Origin of the sequence: Aneurinibacillus danicus, from assembly GCF_007991215.1 — a bacterium.
GTDB classification, from domain to species: domain Bacteria; phylum Bacillota; class Bacilli; order Aneurinibacillales; family Aneurinibacillaceae; genus Aneurinibacillus; species Aneurinibacillus danicus.
Map to the genome: position 1 here is coordinate 1 of NZ_BJXX01000142.1, position 18,305 is coordinate 18,305.

Genomic DNA, 18,305 nt, shown 5'->3' on the forward strand with positions numbered 1-18,305 from the left:
TACATTCATACTTATGTAGCCGTTTCTCTGCTTAAAAATCATTAGCAGCGACAGAAATTAATATATCATGCCTTGTAGACAGAACGCAAGCATTTTTTTAAAAAACGATGAAAATTTAGGTTCAATATCAAACATTCAACCCGTATCCTCGTTCTTTTCTCTCTTTGCCTTTGCACCACGGACGGGACTCGCTCCCTCATTCATTTTCATAACAGAGCTTGAGCCATGGAGGTTTTTGGCGGGCCTGCTGGTCCACTGGAGCGGTTTGTATACCATCTCTGCGGAGCGTAACGAAGTAACATGTCCATCCCTTCTCCCATCCTTGCCATACATTATGTGCAAATGCCCATCTGTATTTTCTGGTGTTCAGCCTAAATTTATTAATAAAATTTTACCGTTTGTACTTGTTAGTTGGCTTTTCGCTTCAATATCGAACCTCGCTTCGTAAATCGATTCGCGTAACTGGAAGCCACATAGGAATCGGGTTTAATTTTCGCTTCAATGCCCATAGCCTGGATCCGTCCAACCATTTCTTTAATGAGCTCCTTGGTTGCACCCTGATTCCCAATGTCTAAATGAATAGAAATCGTAAAATCCGCTCCTTTATCAACATAAGGCAGTAAAACGTCCGATATCTGTGTAAGCATGTCTGGTGTTATGTAATAAGCGATCTCCTGACTGAGCGATGTCTCCAGTGAAATTTTCTCCCGCAGACTGTGAATACGTCGCGGCACAATATAATCGCGGAGGCAGCCCCATGCCCCTTTTCCAAGACGATGAATGAGTACGGCGGAGGTAAACTTTGTATACGATTGATATCCATGTGAATCCGTCCCAATTGCCATCGCATACTGTCCCATAGGGTCCTGCTCTACAAACCGCAGGATACGATCAAATACTTCATCAAAGCTTACAAGTTTCTCGCTCATGTTGTAAAACGTTTCTGGTTTATAAGCTTTTTTCATATCCTTACCACCTCTTTTATTTTCATTTTTACACGTAGGTTTTGCTTTTTCAGGTGAAAATAAAAAGACTACCTCAATTTAACAAATGAGATAGCCCTGTTATTACCCCACAACACAAAAACCGCATATACGCCTATCAATCCCGGATATATACCAAAAATAAAACCAGGACGAAAACGGCAGGATTGATCCGGGTTTCTTGCGTTGTCTATCCTGCTGTCTCGGATACGGATACCAAGCATACCGTTTTCTCCTTTCCGCTTCCATATGGTTTTACTTGCTTTATTATATTCATTGTACCACGCTTACGGAAACCTTCCAGCAGAAAAAAAGCTAAATTTTTGTAAAATTGATATGAACCTTACGTCGAGCTTCCAAAACGAGGTTCGCGTTTCTCCACGAATGCAGCTACCCCTTCCGGAAAATCGATCGGGTCGATATACTGCGGGTACCCTCGATGTCCGAACGCCACCTCCGTAAAAGGAACGCAGCGCGCGACCGCTTCTTTGGCTGCCTGAAGGGAATTCATGGACGCACGTGAAACTTTTCTGGCTAATTCCAGCACAAATTCCTCGGCCTCTTCTTCACTTACCAAGTAATTCAACAGGCCAAGCTCGTACGCTTCTTCCGCTTTAAACAACCGGCCTGTGAAGATTAAGTCTTTCGTGCGGCTTGGACCGATCAGATTAACCAGACGCTGTGAGAAACGCTGACTGATCGTAATGCCCAACTTTCCAATCGGGATTCCAAGCAATGCATTCGTTGAACCAATCCGCAAATCACATGAAAGCGCCAACTCCAGTCCTGCTCCCATCGCCGGACCGGTAATAAACGCAATCGTCGGAATCCGCAAATACTCAAACGATGTAATCGCATCTTCCATCAGCACGAACGCTTCGTTTGCCTCTTCAATCGACATTTTATGAAATGCTTTAATGTCTGAACCGACGGTAAACTGCGGGCCTTCTCCACGAAGAATCGCGGTTCTGATTTTTTTGTTTTTCTCGATCTTTCTTCCGATGTCGGCCAGTGCTTTCCACATGTCCGGCGTCATTGCATTTTTTGTCCACGGACGTTTGATCGTGACGATCGCAAGGCCTGCTGTCTCCTGCCATACGATTTTCGCTCCGTCTTCAAACCGGCTCGTTTCGATTTTCAAATTACCACCTCATTTTTTGCTTTGATTGGCGCAAGCCTATTCGCGCGCCGGTACAATCATGACGGGACAAGGGGCTTCATGAATCACACCGTAACTAACACTGCCGAGCACGGTTCCCATTACAGACCCCATCCCCCGCGAACCCATTACAATGCTTCGTACCTTCTGTTCTTTCGCCTCCGCGATGATTTCTTTTTTGGGGCTGCCTATCCGTGTTTTTACATCGAATTCTACATCATATTTGCGCAACACTTCCACAGCTGGCGACAGAACCTCTTCGCTCATTTCCCGTTCATATTGCTGAATTTGTTCACGGCTAAAAAAACGCCGGGTATGGAATGTCTCCAAATCATACTGTACATTTAGCAGAATAATTTTTTCGCCGAATGCTTTCGTCATTTCTACAGCCTCTCCCAATGCGCGCAGCGCGTGCTCCGAACCGTCAATCGGAACCAGAATATTTTTTCTCACCTTTATTTCCCCTTTTCTCTTGTTATGTTTTTCAGCGCTTCTCCTGCCGCCTGCTGAATCGGATCCCATACAGCGGAGGGAGAGGAATACACCCAATCAAAATCCACTATCTCTTCAAACATCATGCTCGCTGTAACAGCAGCAACCAGTGTATCCATCCGCTTTGTTCCGGCGTATCCTACAAGCTGCTGTCTACCCAACAGCGCACGATTTCCATGGAATACAAAAGCTTCACAAAATCAGAACGCCTTAAGAATGGCCGTACCCAGCACAGCGGGGAAGCTTGCCTTTTCCTTTATAACTTCTACAACCCGGCCATTCTTTCCTCTTAAGCTCGGTCACATCCTCCCGGTTTTCAATGTTCTCAGCATCACTCATTGTTTTTCCCTGCCACAAAAAAAGGCTTCTGACTTTTATCCTGTCAGTCGCCTGTCAACTTTTACACTTTATCCTTTTATCACCAAATCCAGCTTTCCAGTCTCCGGATGAATAACCAAACCATGCACCGCGATACCTTCTGGAAACAGCGGATGCTGTTTGATGTTATTTACCGTCTGTCTGACACTGTCCGCTACGCTCTCAAAACCGGTTAGCCATTTGTCCAGTTCAATGCCTGCATGCTGGAGCGTTTCGATTTTTTCCTCGCTGACACCGCTTTGTTTCGCTTTTTCGAGAACAGAGCCCGGTTTCAGACTGGTCATGCCGCAATCATAATGGCCGACGACAAACACTTCTTTCGCTTGCAATTCGTAAACGGCAACCAGAATGCTTCGCATAATACTCCCAAACGGATGCGTTACCATTGCGCCAGCGTTTTTAATAATTTTGGCGTCACCATTCCGCAGATTCATGGCACGCGGCAGGAGTTCGACAAGCCGGGTGTCCATACAGGTCAAAATGACAATTCCCTTATCAGGAAATTTCGTCGTGCGAAATTCTTCGTACTTTCCGGTTTCAACAAAATTCTGATTATATGACATGATCTCCGGCAATGCTGACATATGGTTTCCTCCTTCTTAGCTCTCCAGTATGTTTTTTATTTTTATTGTATCGTACATGAATTCATTTCACCACTAATGAGATGTTTTCCAGCACATCGCGTATCGGTAAAGCAAGAAACAAAAGGACCTGTTATGCCGAATGTAAAAAGAGGACAGGTCATACCGTTTTCTTTCCGGTTCATACGTAACCAGCAGACGATGACGCATGTTCTGCTGTAGATAATCAATGAAAGCTCTGCTTTCCGGGGTGTCTAATACCGTTACATAAGCATACAGCGAATGGTCGACGGGATCATCAAGCATGCTGACACCGGCGCAAGAGTATTGCGTTACAATCCCTCTGTCATTCAGCAGAAGAAGTGCCGGGAATAACTCCTCGTCAACTTCATCGTAGAGGAACGGAATGGTTTTTTTCGGTTTCTTTACGAGTTTTTCCCTTTGCTCCCATTCCGCTATTTCCCGTCTTCTGCGTATCCAGCGCGCTTTTGAATGAGAAGACAATATTTGCTCCATACAATCCTCGAGGCTCACCTCCGCTTTTCCTTCGTACCGCAAAAGTCAGCCACTCCCCCATGATTTTCATGTCAGGGTTGCGGCTGAAAAGCTATGGTGGTTTTATTTATTGTACTACCTTACACTTCCCAAATAAAAAAAGAAAAGAGAGGATACAGAACAAGTCCTCTCTCTTTAAGAATCGTATCATTAGATTAACTTCTGAAAAAACCGCCGCTGGAAAAGAAGCTGCGGCTTGAATGTTTGCGTTTATAATGGGAATGACCGTAATAAGAATGACCATAATGCTTCGGACGACGGTGACGGTAGTCGCTGCTGCTGTAGTGACGGTAGCCGTGCTTTTTGTTACCCATCAGCATCTTTATCAAATCTTTCAAAAACGACATGACAATCGTGTCTCCTTTATTCCTTGGTTACCCTTCTATACGAAGAAGTATATGCAAGGTTACAAGAAAATAAAAAAGATTGTCAAAGATGTCTTTAATTCCGATATAGAGAAATAACCTTGCCCCGTGATTATATGTATTATAGTTCCATTCTTTTCAAATACTCTTAATCCACCGAGTTGCTCATCTTTGCGTTCTTTCCAACCCCATTCTTCAATCCTTTGGTAGAAGTTTTGGCTACCACACCTAAAATCCCACAAAAAGGAGAATGTCCAATTTCATGGTAGCCTTTCATTCCTCCATCGCCCAGTTTGTTTTGGCTCTGAATCTACTCATTTCCAAACCGTAACACCAACACTTGCTTGCGTTTATTCATGGCCTCTTTCTTTGTGAAGTGCATGGGTCAGCTGATTGTCTATGCCTATGAACAGGGACTGGCACAAAAACCACTTGTCGATGTGCTCAAGAGTCCAGAAATTTTATACATTAATTCAATATGACTCTTTTTAACAAAATAAAGATTGTTTTTTGCAATTATAAAAAATAGAATAATAAATAAATATAAAAAATGGCGTTTTTTTAATTATAAATCCCTTAGTTATTGTCTATATTAGCAAAATGAGGTGTTATTTTTATGTATGAGCAACTATCTAAACTGTATTATAAGGATTCAGCAAAGTATGAAATAGAATATGGAAAACGTGTAAATAGCTATGGTACAGTTAAGCTACCTTTTCATATTAAACCGTACAAAAGTGGTCAAGAATTTGCCTGCTTTTATGTCAATCATTCCGAACTTGACCTATTGCACGAGCAAATTCTGAAACAAAGCAAAATCATTCAATCGATTGTAGACAAACTTCCCCCTATTGCTATTCAGCAATATATTCGCGCTAAACTGATTGAGGAACTTTTAAGCACAAATGAGATCGAAGGCGTGCGAAGTACAAAAGCAGAAATGGAAACTGCAATGGAAATGGTCGAACGGAAAGAATTTTCTAAAAAAAATAAAGTTAGACATCAAAGCTTAATGAGATCGTATGTGAATCTCTTATCGGAAACGCAGACAGCATTAGAAAATATTGAACATGTAAGGGAAATCTACGACCAGCTAGTCAAAGATGAAATCAAGAAAGAATATCAGCTGGATGGGACTCTTTTTCGGAAAGAGCCGGTTGATGTGGTGACAGAAACCAACAAGACTTTGCATCGGAATACTTTTTCAGAGGAAACCATTAAGGCCCACCTAGCGAACTTGATCAGCTACCTGAACGAACATAATTCCCCTATGTTATACAAAATCGCCATATCTCATTACTATTTTGGTTACATTCATCCTTTTTATGATGGGAACGGGCGTACATCTAGATACATCAGCAGCATGTACTTGCTAAATGAGCTGGATAGACTGACAGCATTGACACTTTCATATTCGACTAATAAATTAAAGCAGTCGTACTATAATGCATTTATAGAGTGCAATAACCCTCACAATAAGGGGGAACTTACATTTTTCTGTGAGGTGTTTTTCAATATTATTGATAAAGCTCAGATGGATATCCTTGTTGATCTGTCCGAAAAGAGAGAGAAAATGGGACGCCTGTCTAGCTTATTACAAGAACTCAGCATTCCAAATGAATTAGGTAAAGATATATTTTTCATACTCGGCCAAAATTATATTTTTGGGATCGAGGGTAAAGGACTTACATTAAAAGACTTAATCAGCATAACCAAAAAGTCAGAGTATACAGTTCGTAAAGCTCTGGATGAACTTGAAGAAATGAGATTAATTGAATTTATCAGAAGAAAACCAATTGAAATAACCGTATACAGGGATTTAAGCACCTACTTTAACTAGTCTCCTAATGCAAAAAATAAGGATGATTTAAATTAGTGCGTCGGGTACTGTCGTGATGGAAACCATTCGCAAGACGCGTGCCAAACGTGGAGATGCACGCCCGGTTACGTTTTTGATTCTAGACGACACGCAATGCAAAAAAGAACGTTCGATTATATCCCCACATTTACGCTCCGTTGAATACGGATGCGATTATGGATATAAAAAGCATAAGAAGAACGGCAAACGGCTGGACGATCGGATAATCTCCGATGCCAGCCGCTTTTCTTTTGTTATCTTTCATTCGGATGCAAACCATCCCATACGACCCGCAGATAATTCTCTGGATCGGTATCTCCCTCCGTGTTGAATACAAGCACGACGGAGTCTTTGTTTAAACCCAGCCGTTCCTTTGCTTCATGTAAGCTTTCGTCCCTCATCAGGAGACTTACAAGCCCGCTTGTCACGGCACCCGACTCTCCGGAAATCACTTTTTCATCACCACGAAGCGGATTGCCCAACAAACGCATACCGTGAGCGGCGGTATAATCCGGGCAGGAAACAAACATATCGCTATAATCTCGCATAATGCTCCAGGAAAGCGGATTCGGCTCTCCGCAGGCCAGTCCGGCCATCATCGTATCCATCGGCCCTGTCACATATTCCCGCTTTCCATCCTCGGTCAGCGCGGAACGGTAATGGCAGTCAGCCTTGTTCGGCTCCACGATAACGGTAACGGGACGTTCCTCTCCGAATAAATTAACCAAAAGTCCCTGCACGGCACCCGCAATCGATCCTACTCCGACCTGAACAAATACATGGGTTGGCTTTGTGATTCCATCCGCTTGCATCTGCTCCAGCGCTTCCATCACCATCGTCATATACCCCTGCATGATGTAAGCGGGGATTTCTTCATATCCGTCCCAGGCTGTATCCTGAACCAGTACCCATCCATTCAGTTCCGCGTGTTTTTTCATCAGACGAACGGTATCGTCATAATTCAGATTCGTTATCTCCGCTCTCGCCCCGGCACGCCGGATATTCTCAAGCCGGATGGCTGCCGAGCCTTTCGGCATATAGATTACCGACTTCTGCCCGAACTGTGCTGCGGCCCATGCCACTCCCCTGCCGTGGTTGCCGTCCGTTGCAGAGGCAAATGTAATTTCGCCTAATTGCTGCCGAATGGCGGGCGACTGCAATTCCTCAAACGAGAGGGTTTCGATTTCCCGGCCAAGTCGGCCGGCGAGATAGCGCCCGATCGCATACGAGCCGCCCAGCGCTTTGAATGCGTTCAGGCCAAAGCGGTAGGATTCATCTTTGACATACATTCCTTTAATGCCCAGGTATCCGGCCAGACTGCTCAGACTGCGAAGCGGCGTCGGTTGATAGCCGCTAAATGTTTGATGAAAGGCACGAACACTTCTTGCCTTCTCCTCTGTAAAGAGCTCAGGTATCGGCTTCTCCCCCGCCTGGCGCGCCCGATTATTCCATGTCCATTGCAAAGTTTCCATGCTCTGCCTCCCTTTTCCGTCTATCCATGAAGCAATTCGACAGATGGTGTCGCTTTTCCTACAACAGGCGGTATACCGGCTATTCAACGTCTTACTTTTCGTGGTAAAGGAAAACAATATAATGACCGCCGTCCGCTAAATTAACTGTTCTCTTCACAGCAAGCGCCTGAGCTGCACGCTCAGGATCGTTTTACATTGCTAGTCCGCAAGCTCTGCATGCCGGGTTTCCGGGCCCAGAGACGCGACCGCCAGCACACCGACAAGAATAACGATAAAAAACATTGCGAAAATCCAGGCAATGCTTACGCCGCTTTTTACCAGCATTCCAACCAGAAGCGGAGCCAGAATACCTCCAACCCTTCCGAAAGAAGCTGCCATCCCGGCACCGGTGGAACGGATGGACGTCGGATAAAGCTCCGGAGTATACGCATACAAGCCCCCCCAGGCCCCCAGATTGAAGAAGGATAGCAAAATCCCAGCCGCAAGAAGCGATGAAAGCGACCCTGCATTACCGAACCAGAGGGCGCTCAGCGCCGTCATCGTCAGGTAAAATACGAGCACAAACTTCCGCCCGTACCGCTCGATAAAATACGCTGCCGTAAAATAGCCGGGAAGTTGGGCCAACGTCATAATCAGAACGTATTCAAAACTTTTAATCAAACTAAATCCTTTCAACACCATCACGGTCGGCAGCCAGAGAAACATACCATAGTAAGAGAAAACGACTGTAAACCACAAAATCCACAGCATGACAGTCGATTTGCGGTGCTCCTTTGTCCAGATGGCCGCCAGATTGCGAATGAACGAGGTTCTCCCTTCTCTGCTCCGAACTGCAGCATGGCGCGGCGAATCAGAAATCGCACGCCGGAGATATACAGCATACAATGCGGGTACGGCACCGATGATAAACGCAGCCTGCCAGCCGTATTGAGGTATTATGAAATACGCCACCAGCGCGGCCAGCAACCAGCCACCCGCCCAGAAACTCTCCAATAATACAACCGCTCGTCCCCGCTCTGAAGCTGGCATACTCTCCGACACCAGCGTGGATGCCACCGGAAGCTCGCCTCCCAGTCCAACCCCTGCGATGAAACGAAGCAGACACAGCATGACAAAAGAAGTCGCCAGCGCAGACAATCCGGTCGCGATCGAAAAAATAAGGATCGTTGTCATCAATATCGCTTTTCGTCCGTATCGATCCGCCAGAATACCAGCCATAGCCGCGCCAAGCGCCATTCCAATCGAATTGATGCTCGTCAGCCAGCCGACCTGATCCGGCGTAAGGCTCCAGGCGACAGTCAATGCCGCAACGATAAAAGAAATGATGCCTACATCCATGGCATCAAACAACCAGCTAATTCCGGCACTTATCAGGAGCTTGCGCTGCTCCGGTCCGGTGGTCGATAAAATATTCATGGTACACGTGCCCCTTTTTATGCTCTATTTCTTTTACTGTAACCAATCATCGCCAAATAATGAACCTGCAATTTAGTTAACGATGTGCTCCCAACCTTCATCTTTTAAAATCTGAGGCTCATATTTTTATTTTCTATTCATCAGAAAACAGCGTGGATACGAAATTAGTACCATATTCGAATCACCTCATTGTCCTTATCCTGCCAAATCGTTTTTTCACCCAAGCTATACAGAGCAGTAGCATCGGAATAACCACCAACACAGTCAATAGAGAAAATGTCACAGACGTAGAAATCGCATGCAATAATTCCTGCATATTGGACGCTACCCAAACGCTAAACAAGAGTAAAATAAAGCCAAGCGGAAACACGATCGGCCGATGATCGGACAGGTTCATCCATTGGGCGGCGCCAAGAACAGACACGTAAAAAAATACGCAGATTTTCACAAACGCACCGAGCACCCAAATGGCCATGTGCAGCGATTCCAGATGGGTGAAAAATTCCGCCAGGCTGATGTACCTCGCAACGAGCAAAAAAGGATAGGTATAATTGCCCGTTATCTCCCCCAGGAGCAGCAGTGTTACAAGATTGGAAATAACCAGTGTCAATATCACCGCAAATAAAGAAATCAAAGTGATTTTCGCCGCTTTTTTGCGATCGGCTACAAAGGGGAGAAGAAACGATACGGTGATATATTCGCTAAACCAGGTCTGCAAAACGCCAGCACCCGAGATAGAAGGCATAATCCCTTCTCCCATGAACGGAAGCATATTCAATAGATTTAGCTCAGGAATGATCGGAATAATGATCAACAGAAAAAAAACAACAAAAGCAGGTAGGAAAAGCTGGGCAAACCTCCCCACGATTTCCACGCCTCCGCGAACAGCAAATGCACATACCAGCACCATGCTGCCTGACACCACGATGAGCGGGGTCTGATTCAGGAATGCCCCGACCAAGAATTCGCTGTATTCTCGAATGACAATACCATTGAGATATAGGTAAACGAAAAGGATGATCAACCCGATCATTTTTCCGGGAAACCGGCCGACGATTCGTTCGCTCACCTGGACGATATTTTGGCCCGGATACATGTTATGGAGTCGAAATGCGATAAATATGGTAATCAATCCACTTAAGGCCCAAATCGGCGAAATCCAAAGATCTTGTTTCGCGTATTTGTACGTAATCGCTGGTGCGGTGAGAATCGCTGTAGGGGTGATTGCAAAATACATCATCATTCCCAATTGTAATGCAGAAATCTTCCCTTTTTCGATCATTCTTCTTTTGAACTCCTTTCCGCGATTTATTTCTCAAGAAATTTTCCCAGCGGTTTATAAATGGCATCAATCCATTGTGTGGGACCCGGCATTTCTGGATAGAAAACAAGCAGAAAGGCCAGAACCCCTCCCAAAATGGTTAAGGCGGCAAAGGCAATTTTCTCTCTTTTCATTTTCACCTTCATTTTCGGCCATTCGTATATGGTCATGAAAACTAAAACCACTGTGATCCCCAGGATCGCCGCCCATTTCATTTTTGATCACCTCTGTTCCGGCTTAATAAGGCTTTTACCGGTCAATCCCACTCTGGTAACTTTAGGGTTTGTTTCCAACTTCACTTCGACTTCCGGGAATATCTCATCCCAGCGATCCTTTGCTTGATTCCACTCTTTCGGATATTTACGGTAAAAAGCATCGGCAAAATTGAAAATGTCGGCGTTCATTTCTTCCTGTGCTTTCGTCAGGGCCTTCTTCACACGATTTTCAATATCGGTTCCCAATTCCGTTTCCAGTTCTTGCGTATGCTCCGGTTCCATGAGATTCAGGTCCGTTGTATTTTCGACGATATCGTCCTGAGTTTCAATCTTAACGGTAACGCTCCAATTATCACCATCAATATGAGGAACCAATTCCGTATGACTTTTGATTAGATAGAGGGACACATATCCTTTAGTACCTTTTGGGGAAACGGTCACGGTGGCACTTTTTACTTCGTTTCTCAGCCACATGATTCCTCTGGTTGTGTAATCATTCATACGACCGACCATTTTTCCGTTCTTTACTACCGCTGTTCCGCTAATAAACGGAGTTGCTTTTTGAGTTCCCTGTGCTTGTTCGATTTCCACCCAGGGGATGACAGCCGCATTAGCTTTACCGGCCAGCATTTGCGCCAACTCTTTCACCGTGATATTCAGCCCTGTCTGGGACTTGGCCATTTCCCGCAGCACCTCCGCGGTGTTTCGTTCAATAGAAGGCTGAAGTTGCAGCACATCTTTTGCCAGTCCTTTGCTGACAAATACGTTTGCGCGTTCTCTTGCATCGGGGTGCCGAGTCAAGTATTCTATCGGTTCGTCAACGCCCTGCTTCGCCAATCTTTCCCCAAAAATGAAAACCTCGTTATGCCCCCAAAACACCTTGCGGGGAAGCATCTGCTGCAATTTGGATACCGCATCCGCCATAGTCAGCCCTGCTGCTGATCGAACGATGAATTGTCCGGCTCCCCCGCCATCTCCGCCGGACATCCCCCCCATCTGTTCACCTCCTGACGGATTGGTAATAAATATGTTTACGGACAGTTCAAGTTTATGATCGTCCGTTACATCGAAACCAGCCGCTGTAATGATAGCCAAATCGTTCACTTCCGTTCGGTCCCAGCAGCCGGAAAGCAATAGTGTTTGGATAGAAAGGAAAAAAAGGACAAGAATGGTTTTTCGTTTTGTTGTATACATAAAAATCCCCTTTGATTATCCTTCCTCATCCCTTTTGGTTGGACCTGGCTGTTGTCCGGGGGCCTGCCGATATTTGTTCGATTCCCCGGATAAGCCAGGGCGTGTGTTCAACGCCCAGTACGGAGCCCTTATAAGCACGTCTTTCATGTCGCGGCCTTTCATAGGGGCCAAGGGAGACGTATACGGGACACCAAAAGAGCGAAGATTGAGGAGATGAATCAAAATCATAATTATTCCTAGTATCAAGCCGAGAAATCCCAGGAAGCCCGCAAGGAACATCATGGGGAAGCGAAGAAGCCTTACGGAAATTCCCACGGTGAACCGGGGAACCATAAATGAAGCGATCCCCGTAATCGCCACAACCATGACCATCGGTGCGGACGCGATACCGGATGTAATCGACGCTTGACCAATAACAAGCGCCCCAACGATACTGACGGCTGACCCTATTTGCTTGGGAAGTCTGGCTCCGGCCTCGCGCAGCGCTTCAAACATGGTCTCCATAAGTAAAGCCTCCACAAGCGCAGGAAATGGCACCTGTTCGCGTGACTTCGCCACCGTTAATAAAAGGGAGGTCGGAATCATTTCTTGATGAAACGTAAGAACGGCGACATAAAGCGAAGGCGCAAGTAAAGAGATGGCAAAAAACAAGAAACGCAGCCAACGAATCGCCGTACCGACGAAGTATCGCTCGTAGTAATCTGCCGGCGATTGCATAAAAGAAATAAATGTCACCGGGGCTATCAGCACACTGGGGGCTCCATCGACTAACACAACGACATGCCCTTCCAGCAAATACGCGCTTGCAACATCCGGACGTTCCGTCGACAGAAGTTGAGGGAAAGGAGAATAAGGGTCGTCTTCAATCAATTCCTCGATATATGCGTCTGCCAATACACCGTCGATCTCAATCCGCTGTAACCGACTTGTCATTTCCTCAATTAAAGCGGGGTCCGCAATTCCCTCAATGTAAGCAATTGCGATTGGGGTTCTGGTATATGTCCCGATGTTCATCGATTTGATTTTCAGATTCGGACTTTTTAATTTCCGCCGCAGCAAAGAAGTATTGGTCCGCAGTGTTTCGATGAACCCTTCCCTTGGACCTCGTAAAACCGATTCGGCCACAGGTTCTTCAATTCCGCGTTTTTCCCACCTCGATAATCCAATCGACAATCCTTGATTTTCCTGATTCATAAGCAGGACGGGATTCCCGCTGGATATTTCTTCGATGACATCAGCTACGGTTCGTACATGTTTTATGGACGAGACGGCGATTTTTTTACGAATGTTCGGAAGCGTATGTTCCAGAGTGAAATTCTGCTGAAGCGGCGCCAGTACATGCTGGTCGACCTCTTCGACATTGGTAAGACCATCGATGTAAATAAGCACGGCTTTTGTTTTATTGCCGATCAAAAAGTCATGAAAAATGACGTCTGAACAATCTGCATAAATGCTTTGTATTATTTGCAAATTTTCATTAACATATCCGGAGAGCAATGTTTCGGTTTGTTGATTCTTGCCTGGTAGTTCGGCATTTACCAACTTTCGCCGGTCCGAGCGTAATAGATGTTTCAAACTTTTCTTCCAGTTGCCCATAACGATCTCCTTGTCATACTTTTCATTTCATTATTGACAAATACGGTTTCGTTAAAACATCCCGGGCTTTTTGGAATGTACCAAAGCGAAAATGATTCAAGGAATTCGGGACACGACAACCTTTTATGCCTGCCGAACAGGAAACTGCCGGGAAAGGCGAATGGAAAACAAGCAGGCAACGCCTTTCTCCACTGTTTTTCCTGCTTTCTTCCACTCTCCATGCTTCCCGGCAGCTTCCCGCTTCCAAAAAAAGTTAAACGTTCGTTTAATTCATTTTCACACCAACTCGACCCGGCTCCCCCGCACCGGGAGAAGAATGGTGACCGTCGTTCCTTCGTCCGCTTTACTGGTGAGGAGTGGTTCCCCGCCATAAATAGACAAAAGCCCGAACAATGTTCGGACTTAAGTCACTTTCTCTGACACGTTTTTTGATACTTTCTTTGTCTCCGGGCCATGTGAATACAAACTGTGAAGTATCATACCGAGCACAACGAGCAGCATACCCAGCAAGGACCAGAGCGCAGGCATTGGTGCCGATAGCAGGAGCATTTCACCCAGTACAGCAAACAGCACCTCTCCCGATTGGGTGGCTTCGACAGCGGCCAGCCTGTGCGTATCACCTCTCACCATATCGGTAGCCGCAAAAAATAGAACGGTAGCAATTATCCCCGAAGTGACAGCAACCAGGATGGATTGGACAATTTGTCCCCCACCGGGTGGCCCCTCCATCACCCAGCCATACCCGGCAAGCAGCAACCAGAACGGCAGGCTGGCAAGCGTCATGCCCAGCACGCGCTGATACGCGTCGATTTCTTTCCCGCATACTTCCATCATCTTTCGATTGCCTAACGGATAGGCGAATGCGGCCAGCACTACGGGCAAAATGCCGAGAAAAAGCTCGGCCTGCGAGATACCTCTGGCATGCTCTATCTGCATTACCGCTACACCCAGCAGGATGACGCAGGACAGCAGCAAACCTTTGACAGGCAACCTCCCTCTTATTTTCACAGGACCGTGCGGTGTATCAATCGATTCGTAGAACAGCGGGACAAGCAGCGAGCCTGCGATAATGGTCACCTGCCAGGTACCCGCAATGAGCCAGCCGGGTCCATATGCCGCAGCAAAGCTCAGCGGCGCATAGAATAGGACAAATCCGATAAAGCTCCATACAAGCCATGCCCGGGGATGTTTACGCATATGAGAAAACAAAACTCCAAGGTTTTTCCGTTTCGCGACAATTAAAAACAAAAACGGAACCATAAACAAATAGCGGAGCGAAGCACTCCAAATCCAATGTCCCCCGGACAAATCCATAGCCCGATTCAACACAAACGTAAATGCAAAGAAAAAAGAGGCCAACAATCCGTACACAATCGGCCGCAACGTTATTCCTCCTTAAGCCGCTGAATTTCTTCCGTTATATGTTATGTCTCATAATACCCCGCTAGTTTTCACCAGCTTCTTCCTTTTTCCATTTTTTTATATATCTTTCTCCTTATGTCATACTAAACTAATTTATTATTTTCTAACAATATCATAGATTATAGATACAAGGAAAAAGGAGCGATTCTTCCACAGGAACGCTCCTTTTGTCTAATCAAATAACCATGATTTTAACAACGCGGCATATTCGCGCACAAACAATTTCACCTTCACCGATTCCGGCGTCGGCGCAGAAAGTGTCTGCGCCTCAATACCGGCACGCTCGGCTAAAAGTTTGGCGCGCAGTATATGGAAATCGTTCGTCACAAGTACGGCCTGGTTGGATTTCATCAACTTTTTGGAGAATAAAATATTCTCAGATGTCGTCTGTGCCCTGTCTTCCACAATGATTCTCTCTTGCGGAACACCATTCTCAAGCAGGAAACGCTGCATCGCCACGGCCTCCGGCATGTCCTCACCAACCCCCTGGCCGCCGGATACAATCACCTTTGTACGCGGATTCTGTTTTAGATAAGAGAGCGCCGTGTCCATCCGGTACCGAAGCGACGGCGACATCTCCTCTCCCCATAGAGCCGCGCCCAGAATAATCATATAATCCGCATCCTGTGCCGGTTGCTGTTTCGCTGCGTTCATGATAGCCATGTGAACGCCGGATATATAAAGCACCGGAAGCAATAGAATTGTCCATAAGAGGGATACGGCTCTTCTCCGTCTTCTGTTACGTTTTATATCTGTCTGCATTGGCTGTTGTGTCAGTTGCATGGCTTCCTTTCCCAGAAGAATCGTGGATTATACATGGAGGATGATAAAAAGAAATGGAAATAGACACTAACCGTTCGAACGCTCCTGCAAACGCTGTAGCCATATGCGAAAAAATGATACATATGAGGGTAAGCGGCTATAAATTTCAAGTGATAAAGCTTCATTATATGTATGAACAGTTAAATTCCGGTCATCAACCATCTGCAAAGCGTCTATCGCCTCTTCTTCGTTCAGTAACTGAACCTCCCTGCAAGACCGAATCACACCCTTGGGAGACGCGACATCTACGCCTTCAATATCTAGCAACACCTGCTTGGCCGCTTTCCACATTGCTTCAAATGTATATTCAAAGCGCTGAATTGCCGCATCCCTTTCAATCGAAGACGGGGACTCAATCCGCATCACTTCTTCAAATGTCCCGAGCGCCTTCCGCGCCATATCCAAACGCTGTATTACCCTTTCCATATGATTCCCTCCTGCTTTACTTTTTGCCGGAACACTTCGTCAGAATGAGTTAAATCAACCACTTCTACTCGGTATGGGATATTCGACTCCTCAAGCGCCATCCGAATACGAGATAACGTTCCTTTGGGAAGAGGAACTGAATAAGCAACAGCTACGTCAATATCAGATGTCGCTCTTTCCCGTCCTCTCGCCCATGAACCAAACAAATACACAGTAGCATCTATATCCTGCAAGTAAGAAAGAACGATTCGTTTTACTTCTTCTAATATGGTCTCTCTCTTCAAAGCGCGCATGTTCTTCCCTGCCCTTCCTACGATTTACTTACAGTGTATTATATCCCTTTTTGTCATGCTATTCCATACAACTCGGTAATCTGCACGCTCACGGACCGTTCGTGTATGCTTTCGAAATAACTCATCCAGACTCTCCTCAACATAGCCGCTTCCCAAAAGCAGCGTCATCCTCTCTTAAATTTTTTTCGTCGCTGTATACAAAACTGAAGCTTCTTCGTTTTATTCATAGAAAGGAGAAAGAGATGAACCATAACGCCTTCAATCAAGCCTTAAAAGAAAAAAGCACGCTGATTTTCCGCTATCTGCTTAAAAACGGCGCCACAAAAAGCGATGCGGAAGACATCGTGCAGGACACTCTGTATAAAGCGCTGTTATCCATTGATGCCATTCAACCGGAAAAGTTCGCATCCTGGCTGTTCCGCGTCGCGGTTAACCAGTATTACGATCTCTGCCGCAAACGGAAGCGGCGTCCCGAGCTTCCAATGGATTCTATTGTTCTCATCAGCCAGGGAGCGTTGGAAGACGAGCTGCTTAGAAAAGAAACGCGGAAAGAAATCTATGAAACGCTTGGTGAATTGAATCCCACCTATAAGCACGTGCTGCTGCTCAAGTACGACTTTGACCTGTCATACAAAGAAATCGCCGCTCTGCTGGACGTAAAAGAAGACACGGTCAAGACGTGGCTGCACCGGGCAAGAAACCAGTTCAAAAAAGCATATGAAAGGATGAATCAAAATGAAAGAGAAGGAACCTAACAACAAAGCTATACATACGGAAGAAGATATCCCGTCTCCGTTTGATAATCAGGACATCGCAGTGATTGTAAAAAAAGCCAGGCGCAAAACGCTGCTCCGCAATATCTTGATTTCGGCTATCGTCTCTCCTGTTGTTCTATTTTTTCTGTACATCGGCATCCTGCAAATTAACTACTATAAGAAAGATATGATGGATCGGGACCTGCTTACATTCAAACAAATTACCGACCCCAATGTGCATTCAGACATTCGGCCTTACCTTTACCGGCACGACCTTTTCAACGGAGAAGTCCATTACCATACCTACAAAATAATTGAAGGACGTCCCGTAAGAGCGGAAGAAGAAGTGTACGAATATGGTGTGCTGGGAGGCTTCAGCCGGATTGACCGCTATGCGGAAGAATTCTTTGAATTGGAAGAAGCAAGCGAAAGTCCGGACGGCTCCCGTCATTATTATAGCTACGAAACCATGCAGCGCCAGATGCAATTCTACCATCCGAGCACGCAGTATCGCGGATATCTGAACGATTTCCCTTTGCTTGCTAAATATAAAGGAAAAGTAGCTGAGCTTGCCGTTTCATTTGACCGTCCTTATACGGTAGCGGAGATTAAAGCCATGCTGCCGAAAGAAGCCCGTCCTGTCTGGTACCGGGTACAGACCTCCGATGCGGAAAAACCGCAGGAAAAAAATGATTCTCCGCAGCCGGAGCTCGCAGACCGCGTATACGGATTCGACGCGACTCCCGGAAATATCGCTCATGGCAACGGAACCGAAAAAGACTTCCTTCTTGCACTTGATGCCGGTCTAAAAATAAAGGGCCGATATTACGATGAATACAAACGCATCTACGATTATATCAGCCATGGAAAAGAAAAGCCGACCCCTGCGGATGTCAAAATTATTGGTGTCGTCGTCACCGGCACGACTGAAGGATTGCTGTCGCTTAAAGGTAAGCCGTATGTGAAAGCAGCCGTCCTGGGTGCTATGACCGATCAATAAAC

Annotated in this window: 20 protein-coding genes; 3 read left to right on the forward strand and 17 right to left on the reverse strand. The window is 45.9% G+C overall.

Going from position 1 to position 18,305, the window contains the following annotated elements:
• Window positions 1-407: 407 nt before the first annotated feature.
• The 7 genes from ADA01nite_RS15080 to ADA01nite_RS15105 all read right to left on the reverse strand — a co-directional run bounded on the left by ADA01nite_RS15080 (window position 408) and on the right by ADA01nite_RS15105 (window position 4,495).
• Window positions 408-965, reverse strand: coding sequence for a ribonuclease H-like YkuK family protein (locus ADA01nite_RS15080; protein WP_146811105.1), 558 nt, complete (start codon window positions 963-965; stop codon window positions 408-410).
• A 361-nt stretch (window positions 966-1,326) separates the two neighbouring features.
• A complete protein-coding gene (locus tag ADA01nite_RS15085; protein ID WP_146811106.1) occupies window positions 1,327-2,124 on the reverse strand; it encodes an enoyl-CoA hydratase/isomerase family protein in 798 nt (265 codons plus the stop codon).
• A 36-nt stretch (window positions 2,125-2,160) separates the two neighbouring features.
• Window positions 2,161-2,595, reverse strand: a complete 435-nt coding sequence (locus tag ADA01nite_RS15090; RefSeq protein ID WP_170230310.1) for a universal stress protein — start codon at window positions 2,593-2,595, stop codon at window positions 2,161-2,163.
• Between the two features lie 2 nt (window positions 2,596-2,597).
• Window positions 2,598-2,795, reverse strand: coding sequence for a hypothetical protein (locus tag ADA01nite_RS22135; protein ID WP_170230311.1), 198 nt, complete (start codon window positions 2,793-2,795; stop codon window positions 2,598-2,600).
• Window positions 2,796-3,041: 246 nt separating this feature from the next.
• The gene (locus ADA01nite_RS15095) at window positions 3,042-3,596 is read right to left on the reverse strand and encodes a beta-class carbonic anhydrase (protein ID WP_146811108.1); all 555 of its coding nucleotides are present in this window, start codon (window positions 3,594-3,596) and stop codon (window positions 3,042-3,044) included.
• Window positions 3,597-3,668: 72 nt separating this feature from the next.
• Window positions 3,669-4,151 (reverse strand): hypothetical protein, encoded by a 483-nt coding sequence (locus tag ADA01nite_RS15100; RefSeq protein WP_246147363.1) that lies wholly within the window; start codon window positions 4,149-4,151, stop codon window positions 3,669-3,671.
• A gap of 152 nt (window positions 4,152-4,303) precedes the next feature.
• Window positions 4,304-4,495 carry a hypothetical protein gene (locus tag ADA01nite_RS15105; protein ID WP_146811109.1) on the reverse strand — a complete coding sequence of 64 codons (192 nt, stop codon included), beginning with the start codon at window positions 4,493-4,495 and terminating at the stop codon, window positions 4,304-4,306.
• A gap of 634 nt (window positions 4,496-5,129) precedes the next feature.
• On the opposite strand from ADA01nite_RS15105, the gene ADA01nite_RS15110 reads away from it, so the two are divergent.
• A complete protein-coding gene (locus ADA01nite_RS15110) occupies window positions 5,130-6,353 on the forward strand; it encodes a Fic family protein (protein ID WP_146811110.1) in 1,224 nt (407 codons plus the stop codon).
• A 272-nt stretch (window positions 6,354-6,625) separates the two neighbouring features.
• Here the strand turns inward: ADA01nite_RS15110 and dpaL are convergent, their stop codons facing one another.
• The 10 genes from dpaL to ADA01nite_RS15160 all read right to left on the reverse strand — a co-directional run bounded on the left by dpaL (window position 6,626) and on the right by ADA01nite_RS15160 (window position 16,548).
• Window positions 6,626-7,843, reverse strand: coding sequence for a diaminopropionate ammonia-lyase (gene dpaL / locus ADA01nite_RS15115; RefSeq protein ID WP_146811111.1), 1,218 nt, complete (start codon window positions 7,841-7,843; stop codon window positions 6,626-6,628).
• A 198-nt stretch (window positions 7,844-8,041) separates the two neighbouring features.
• Window positions 8,042-9,259, reverse strand: a complete 1,218-nt coding sequence (locus ADA01nite_RS15120) for an MFS transporter (RefSeq protein WP_146811112.1) — start codon at window positions 9,257-9,259, stop codon at window positions 8,042-8,044.
• 181 nt (window positions 9,260-9,440) lie between these two features.
• Window positions 9,441-10,541 (reverse strand): GerAB/ArcD/ProY family transporter, encoded by a 1,101-nt coding sequence (locus tag ADA01nite_RS15125; protein WP_146811113.1) that lies wholly within the window; start codon window positions 10,539-10,541, stop codon window positions 9,441-9,443.
• Between the two features lie 26 nt (window positions 10,542-10,567).
• A complete protein-coding gene (locus ADA01nite_RS15130; RefSeq protein ID WP_146811114.1) occupies window positions 10,568-10,795 on the reverse strand; it encodes a hypothetical protein in 228 nt (75 codons plus the stop codon).
• 6 nt (window positions 10,796-10,801) lie between these two features.
• On the reverse strand, window positions 10,802-11,989 hold the full coding sequence (locus ADA01nite_RS15135) for a Ger(x)C family spore germination protein (protein ID WP_146811115.1): 1,188 nt from the start codon (window positions 11,987-11,989) through the stop codon (window positions 10,802-10,804).
• Window positions 11,990-12,004: 15 nt separating this feature from the next.
• Window positions 12,005-13,585, reverse strand: coding sequence for a spore germination protein (locus ADA01nite_RS15140; protein ID WP_146811116.1), 1,581 nt, complete (start codon window positions 13,583-13,585; stop codon window positions 12,005-12,007).
• Between the two features lie 402 nt (window positions 13,586-13,987).
• On the reverse strand, window positions 13,988-14,968 hold the full coding sequence (locus tag ADA01nite_RS15145; protein ID WP_146811117.1) for a DMT family transporter: 981 nt from the start codon (window positions 14,966-14,968) through the stop codon (window positions 13,988-13,990).
• Between the two features lie 210 nt (window positions 14,969-15,178).
• Window positions 15,179-15,790 carry a YdcF family protein gene (locus ADA01nite_RS15150; RefSeq protein WP_146811118.1) on the reverse strand — a complete coding sequence of 204 codons (612 nt, stop codon included), beginning with the start codon at window positions 15,788-15,790 and terminating at the stop codon, window positions 15,179-15,181.
• A gap of 66 nt (window positions 15,791-15,856) precedes the next feature.
• Window positions 15,857-16,255 (reverse strand): HI0074 family nucleotidyltransferase substrate-binding subunit, encoded by a 399-nt coding sequence (locus ADA01nite_RS15155; protein ID WP_146811119.1) that lies wholly within the window; start codon window positions 16,253-16,255, stop codon window positions 15,857-15,859.
• Window positions 16,243-16,548 (reverse strand): nucleotidyltransferase family protein, encoded by a 306-nt coding sequence (locus tag ADA01nite_RS15160; protein ID WP_146811120.1) that lies wholly within the window; start codon window positions 16,546-16,548, stop codon window positions 16,243-16,245. Before ADA01nite_RS15160 ends, ADA01nite_RS15155 begins: the two co-directional genes overlap by 13 nt.
• A gap of 242 nt (window positions 16,549-16,790) precedes the next feature.
• Between ADA01nite_RS15160 and ADA01nite_RS15165 the strand changes: the two genes are divergently transcribed.
• Together ADA01nite_RS15165 and ADA01nite_RS15170 are read left to right on the forward strand one after the other, a co-directional pair.
• Window positions 16,791-17,303 carry an RNA polymerase sigma factor gene (locus tag ADA01nite_RS15165; RefSeq protein WP_146811121.1) on the forward strand — a complete coding sequence of 171 codons (513 nt, stop codon included), beginning with the start codon at window positions 16,791-16,793 and terminating at the stop codon, window positions 17,301-17,303.
• The gene (locus ADA01nite_RS15170; RefSeq protein ID WP_146811122.1) at window positions 17,284-18,303 is read left to right on the forward strand and encodes an anti sigma factor C-terminal domain-containing protein; all 1,020 of its coding nucleotides are present in this window, start codon (window positions 17,284-17,286) and stop codon (window positions 18,301-18,303) included. Before ADA01nite_RS15165 ends, ADA01nite_RS15170 begins: the two co-directional genes overlap by 20 nt.
• Window positions 18,304-18,305: the final 2 nt, after the last annotated feature.

Coding starts and splice junctions, on each gene's coding strand:
- ADA01nite_RS15165 (WP_146811121.1), top strand. CDS start 16,791: ATGAACCATAACGCCTTCAATCAAGCCTTAAAAGAAAAAAGCACGCTG.
- ADA01nite_RS15120 (WP_146811112.1), bottom strand. CDS start 9,259: ATGAATATTTTATCGACCACCGGACCGGAGCAGCGCAAGCTCCTGATA.
- ADA01nite_RS15150 (WP_146811118.1), bottom strand. CDS start 15,790: ATGCAACTGACACAACAGCCAATGCAGACAGATATAAAACGTAACAGA.
- ADA01nite_RS15110 (WP_146811110.1), top strand. CDS start 5,130: ATGTATGAGCAACTATCTAAACTGTATTATAAGGATTCAGCAAAGTAT.
- ADA01nite_RS15130 (WP_146811114.1), bottom strand. CDS start 10,795: ATGAAATGGGCGGCGATCCTGGGGATCACAGTGGTTTTAGTTTTCATG.
- ADA01nite_RS15105 (WP_146811109.1), bottom strand. CDS start 4,495: ATGTCGTTTTTGAAAGATTTGATAAAGATGCTGATGGGTAACAAAAAG.
- ADA01nite_RS15135 (WP_146811115.1), bottom strand. CDS start 11,989: ATGTATACAACAAAACGAAAAACCATTCTTGTCCTTTTTTTCCTTTCT.
- ADA01nite_RS15095 (WP_146811108.1), bottom strand. CDS start 3,596: ATGTCAGCATTGCCGGAGATCATGTCATATAATCAGAATTTTGTTGAA.
- ADA01nite_RS15170 (WP_146811122.1), top strand. CDS start 17,284: ATGAAAGAGAAGGAACCTAACAACAAAGCTATACATACGGAAGAAGAT.
- ADA01nite_RS15080 (WP_146811105.1), bottom strand. CDS start 965: ATGAAAAAAGCTTATAAACCAGAAACGTTTTACAACATGAGCGAGAAA.
- ADA01nite_RS15125 (WP_146811113.1), bottom strand. CDS start 10,541: ATGATCGAAAAAGGGAAGATTTCTGCATTACAATTGGGAATGATGATG.
- ADA01nite_RS15155 (WP_146811119.1), bottom strand. CDS start 16,255: ATGGAAAGGGTAATACAGCGTTTGGATATGGCGCGGAAGGCGCTCGGG.
- dpaL (WP_146811111.1), bottom strand. CDS start 7,843: ATGGAAACTTTGCAATGGACATGGAATAATCGGGCGCGCCAGGCGGGG.
- ADA01nite_RS15140 (WP_146811116.1), bottom strand. CDS start 13,585: ATGGGCAACTGGAAGAAAAGTTTGAAACATCTATTACGCTCGGACCGG.
- ADA01nite_RS15160 (WP_146811120.1), bottom strand. CDS start 16,548: ATGCGCGCTTTGAAGAGAGAGACCATATTAGAAGAAGTAAAACGAATC.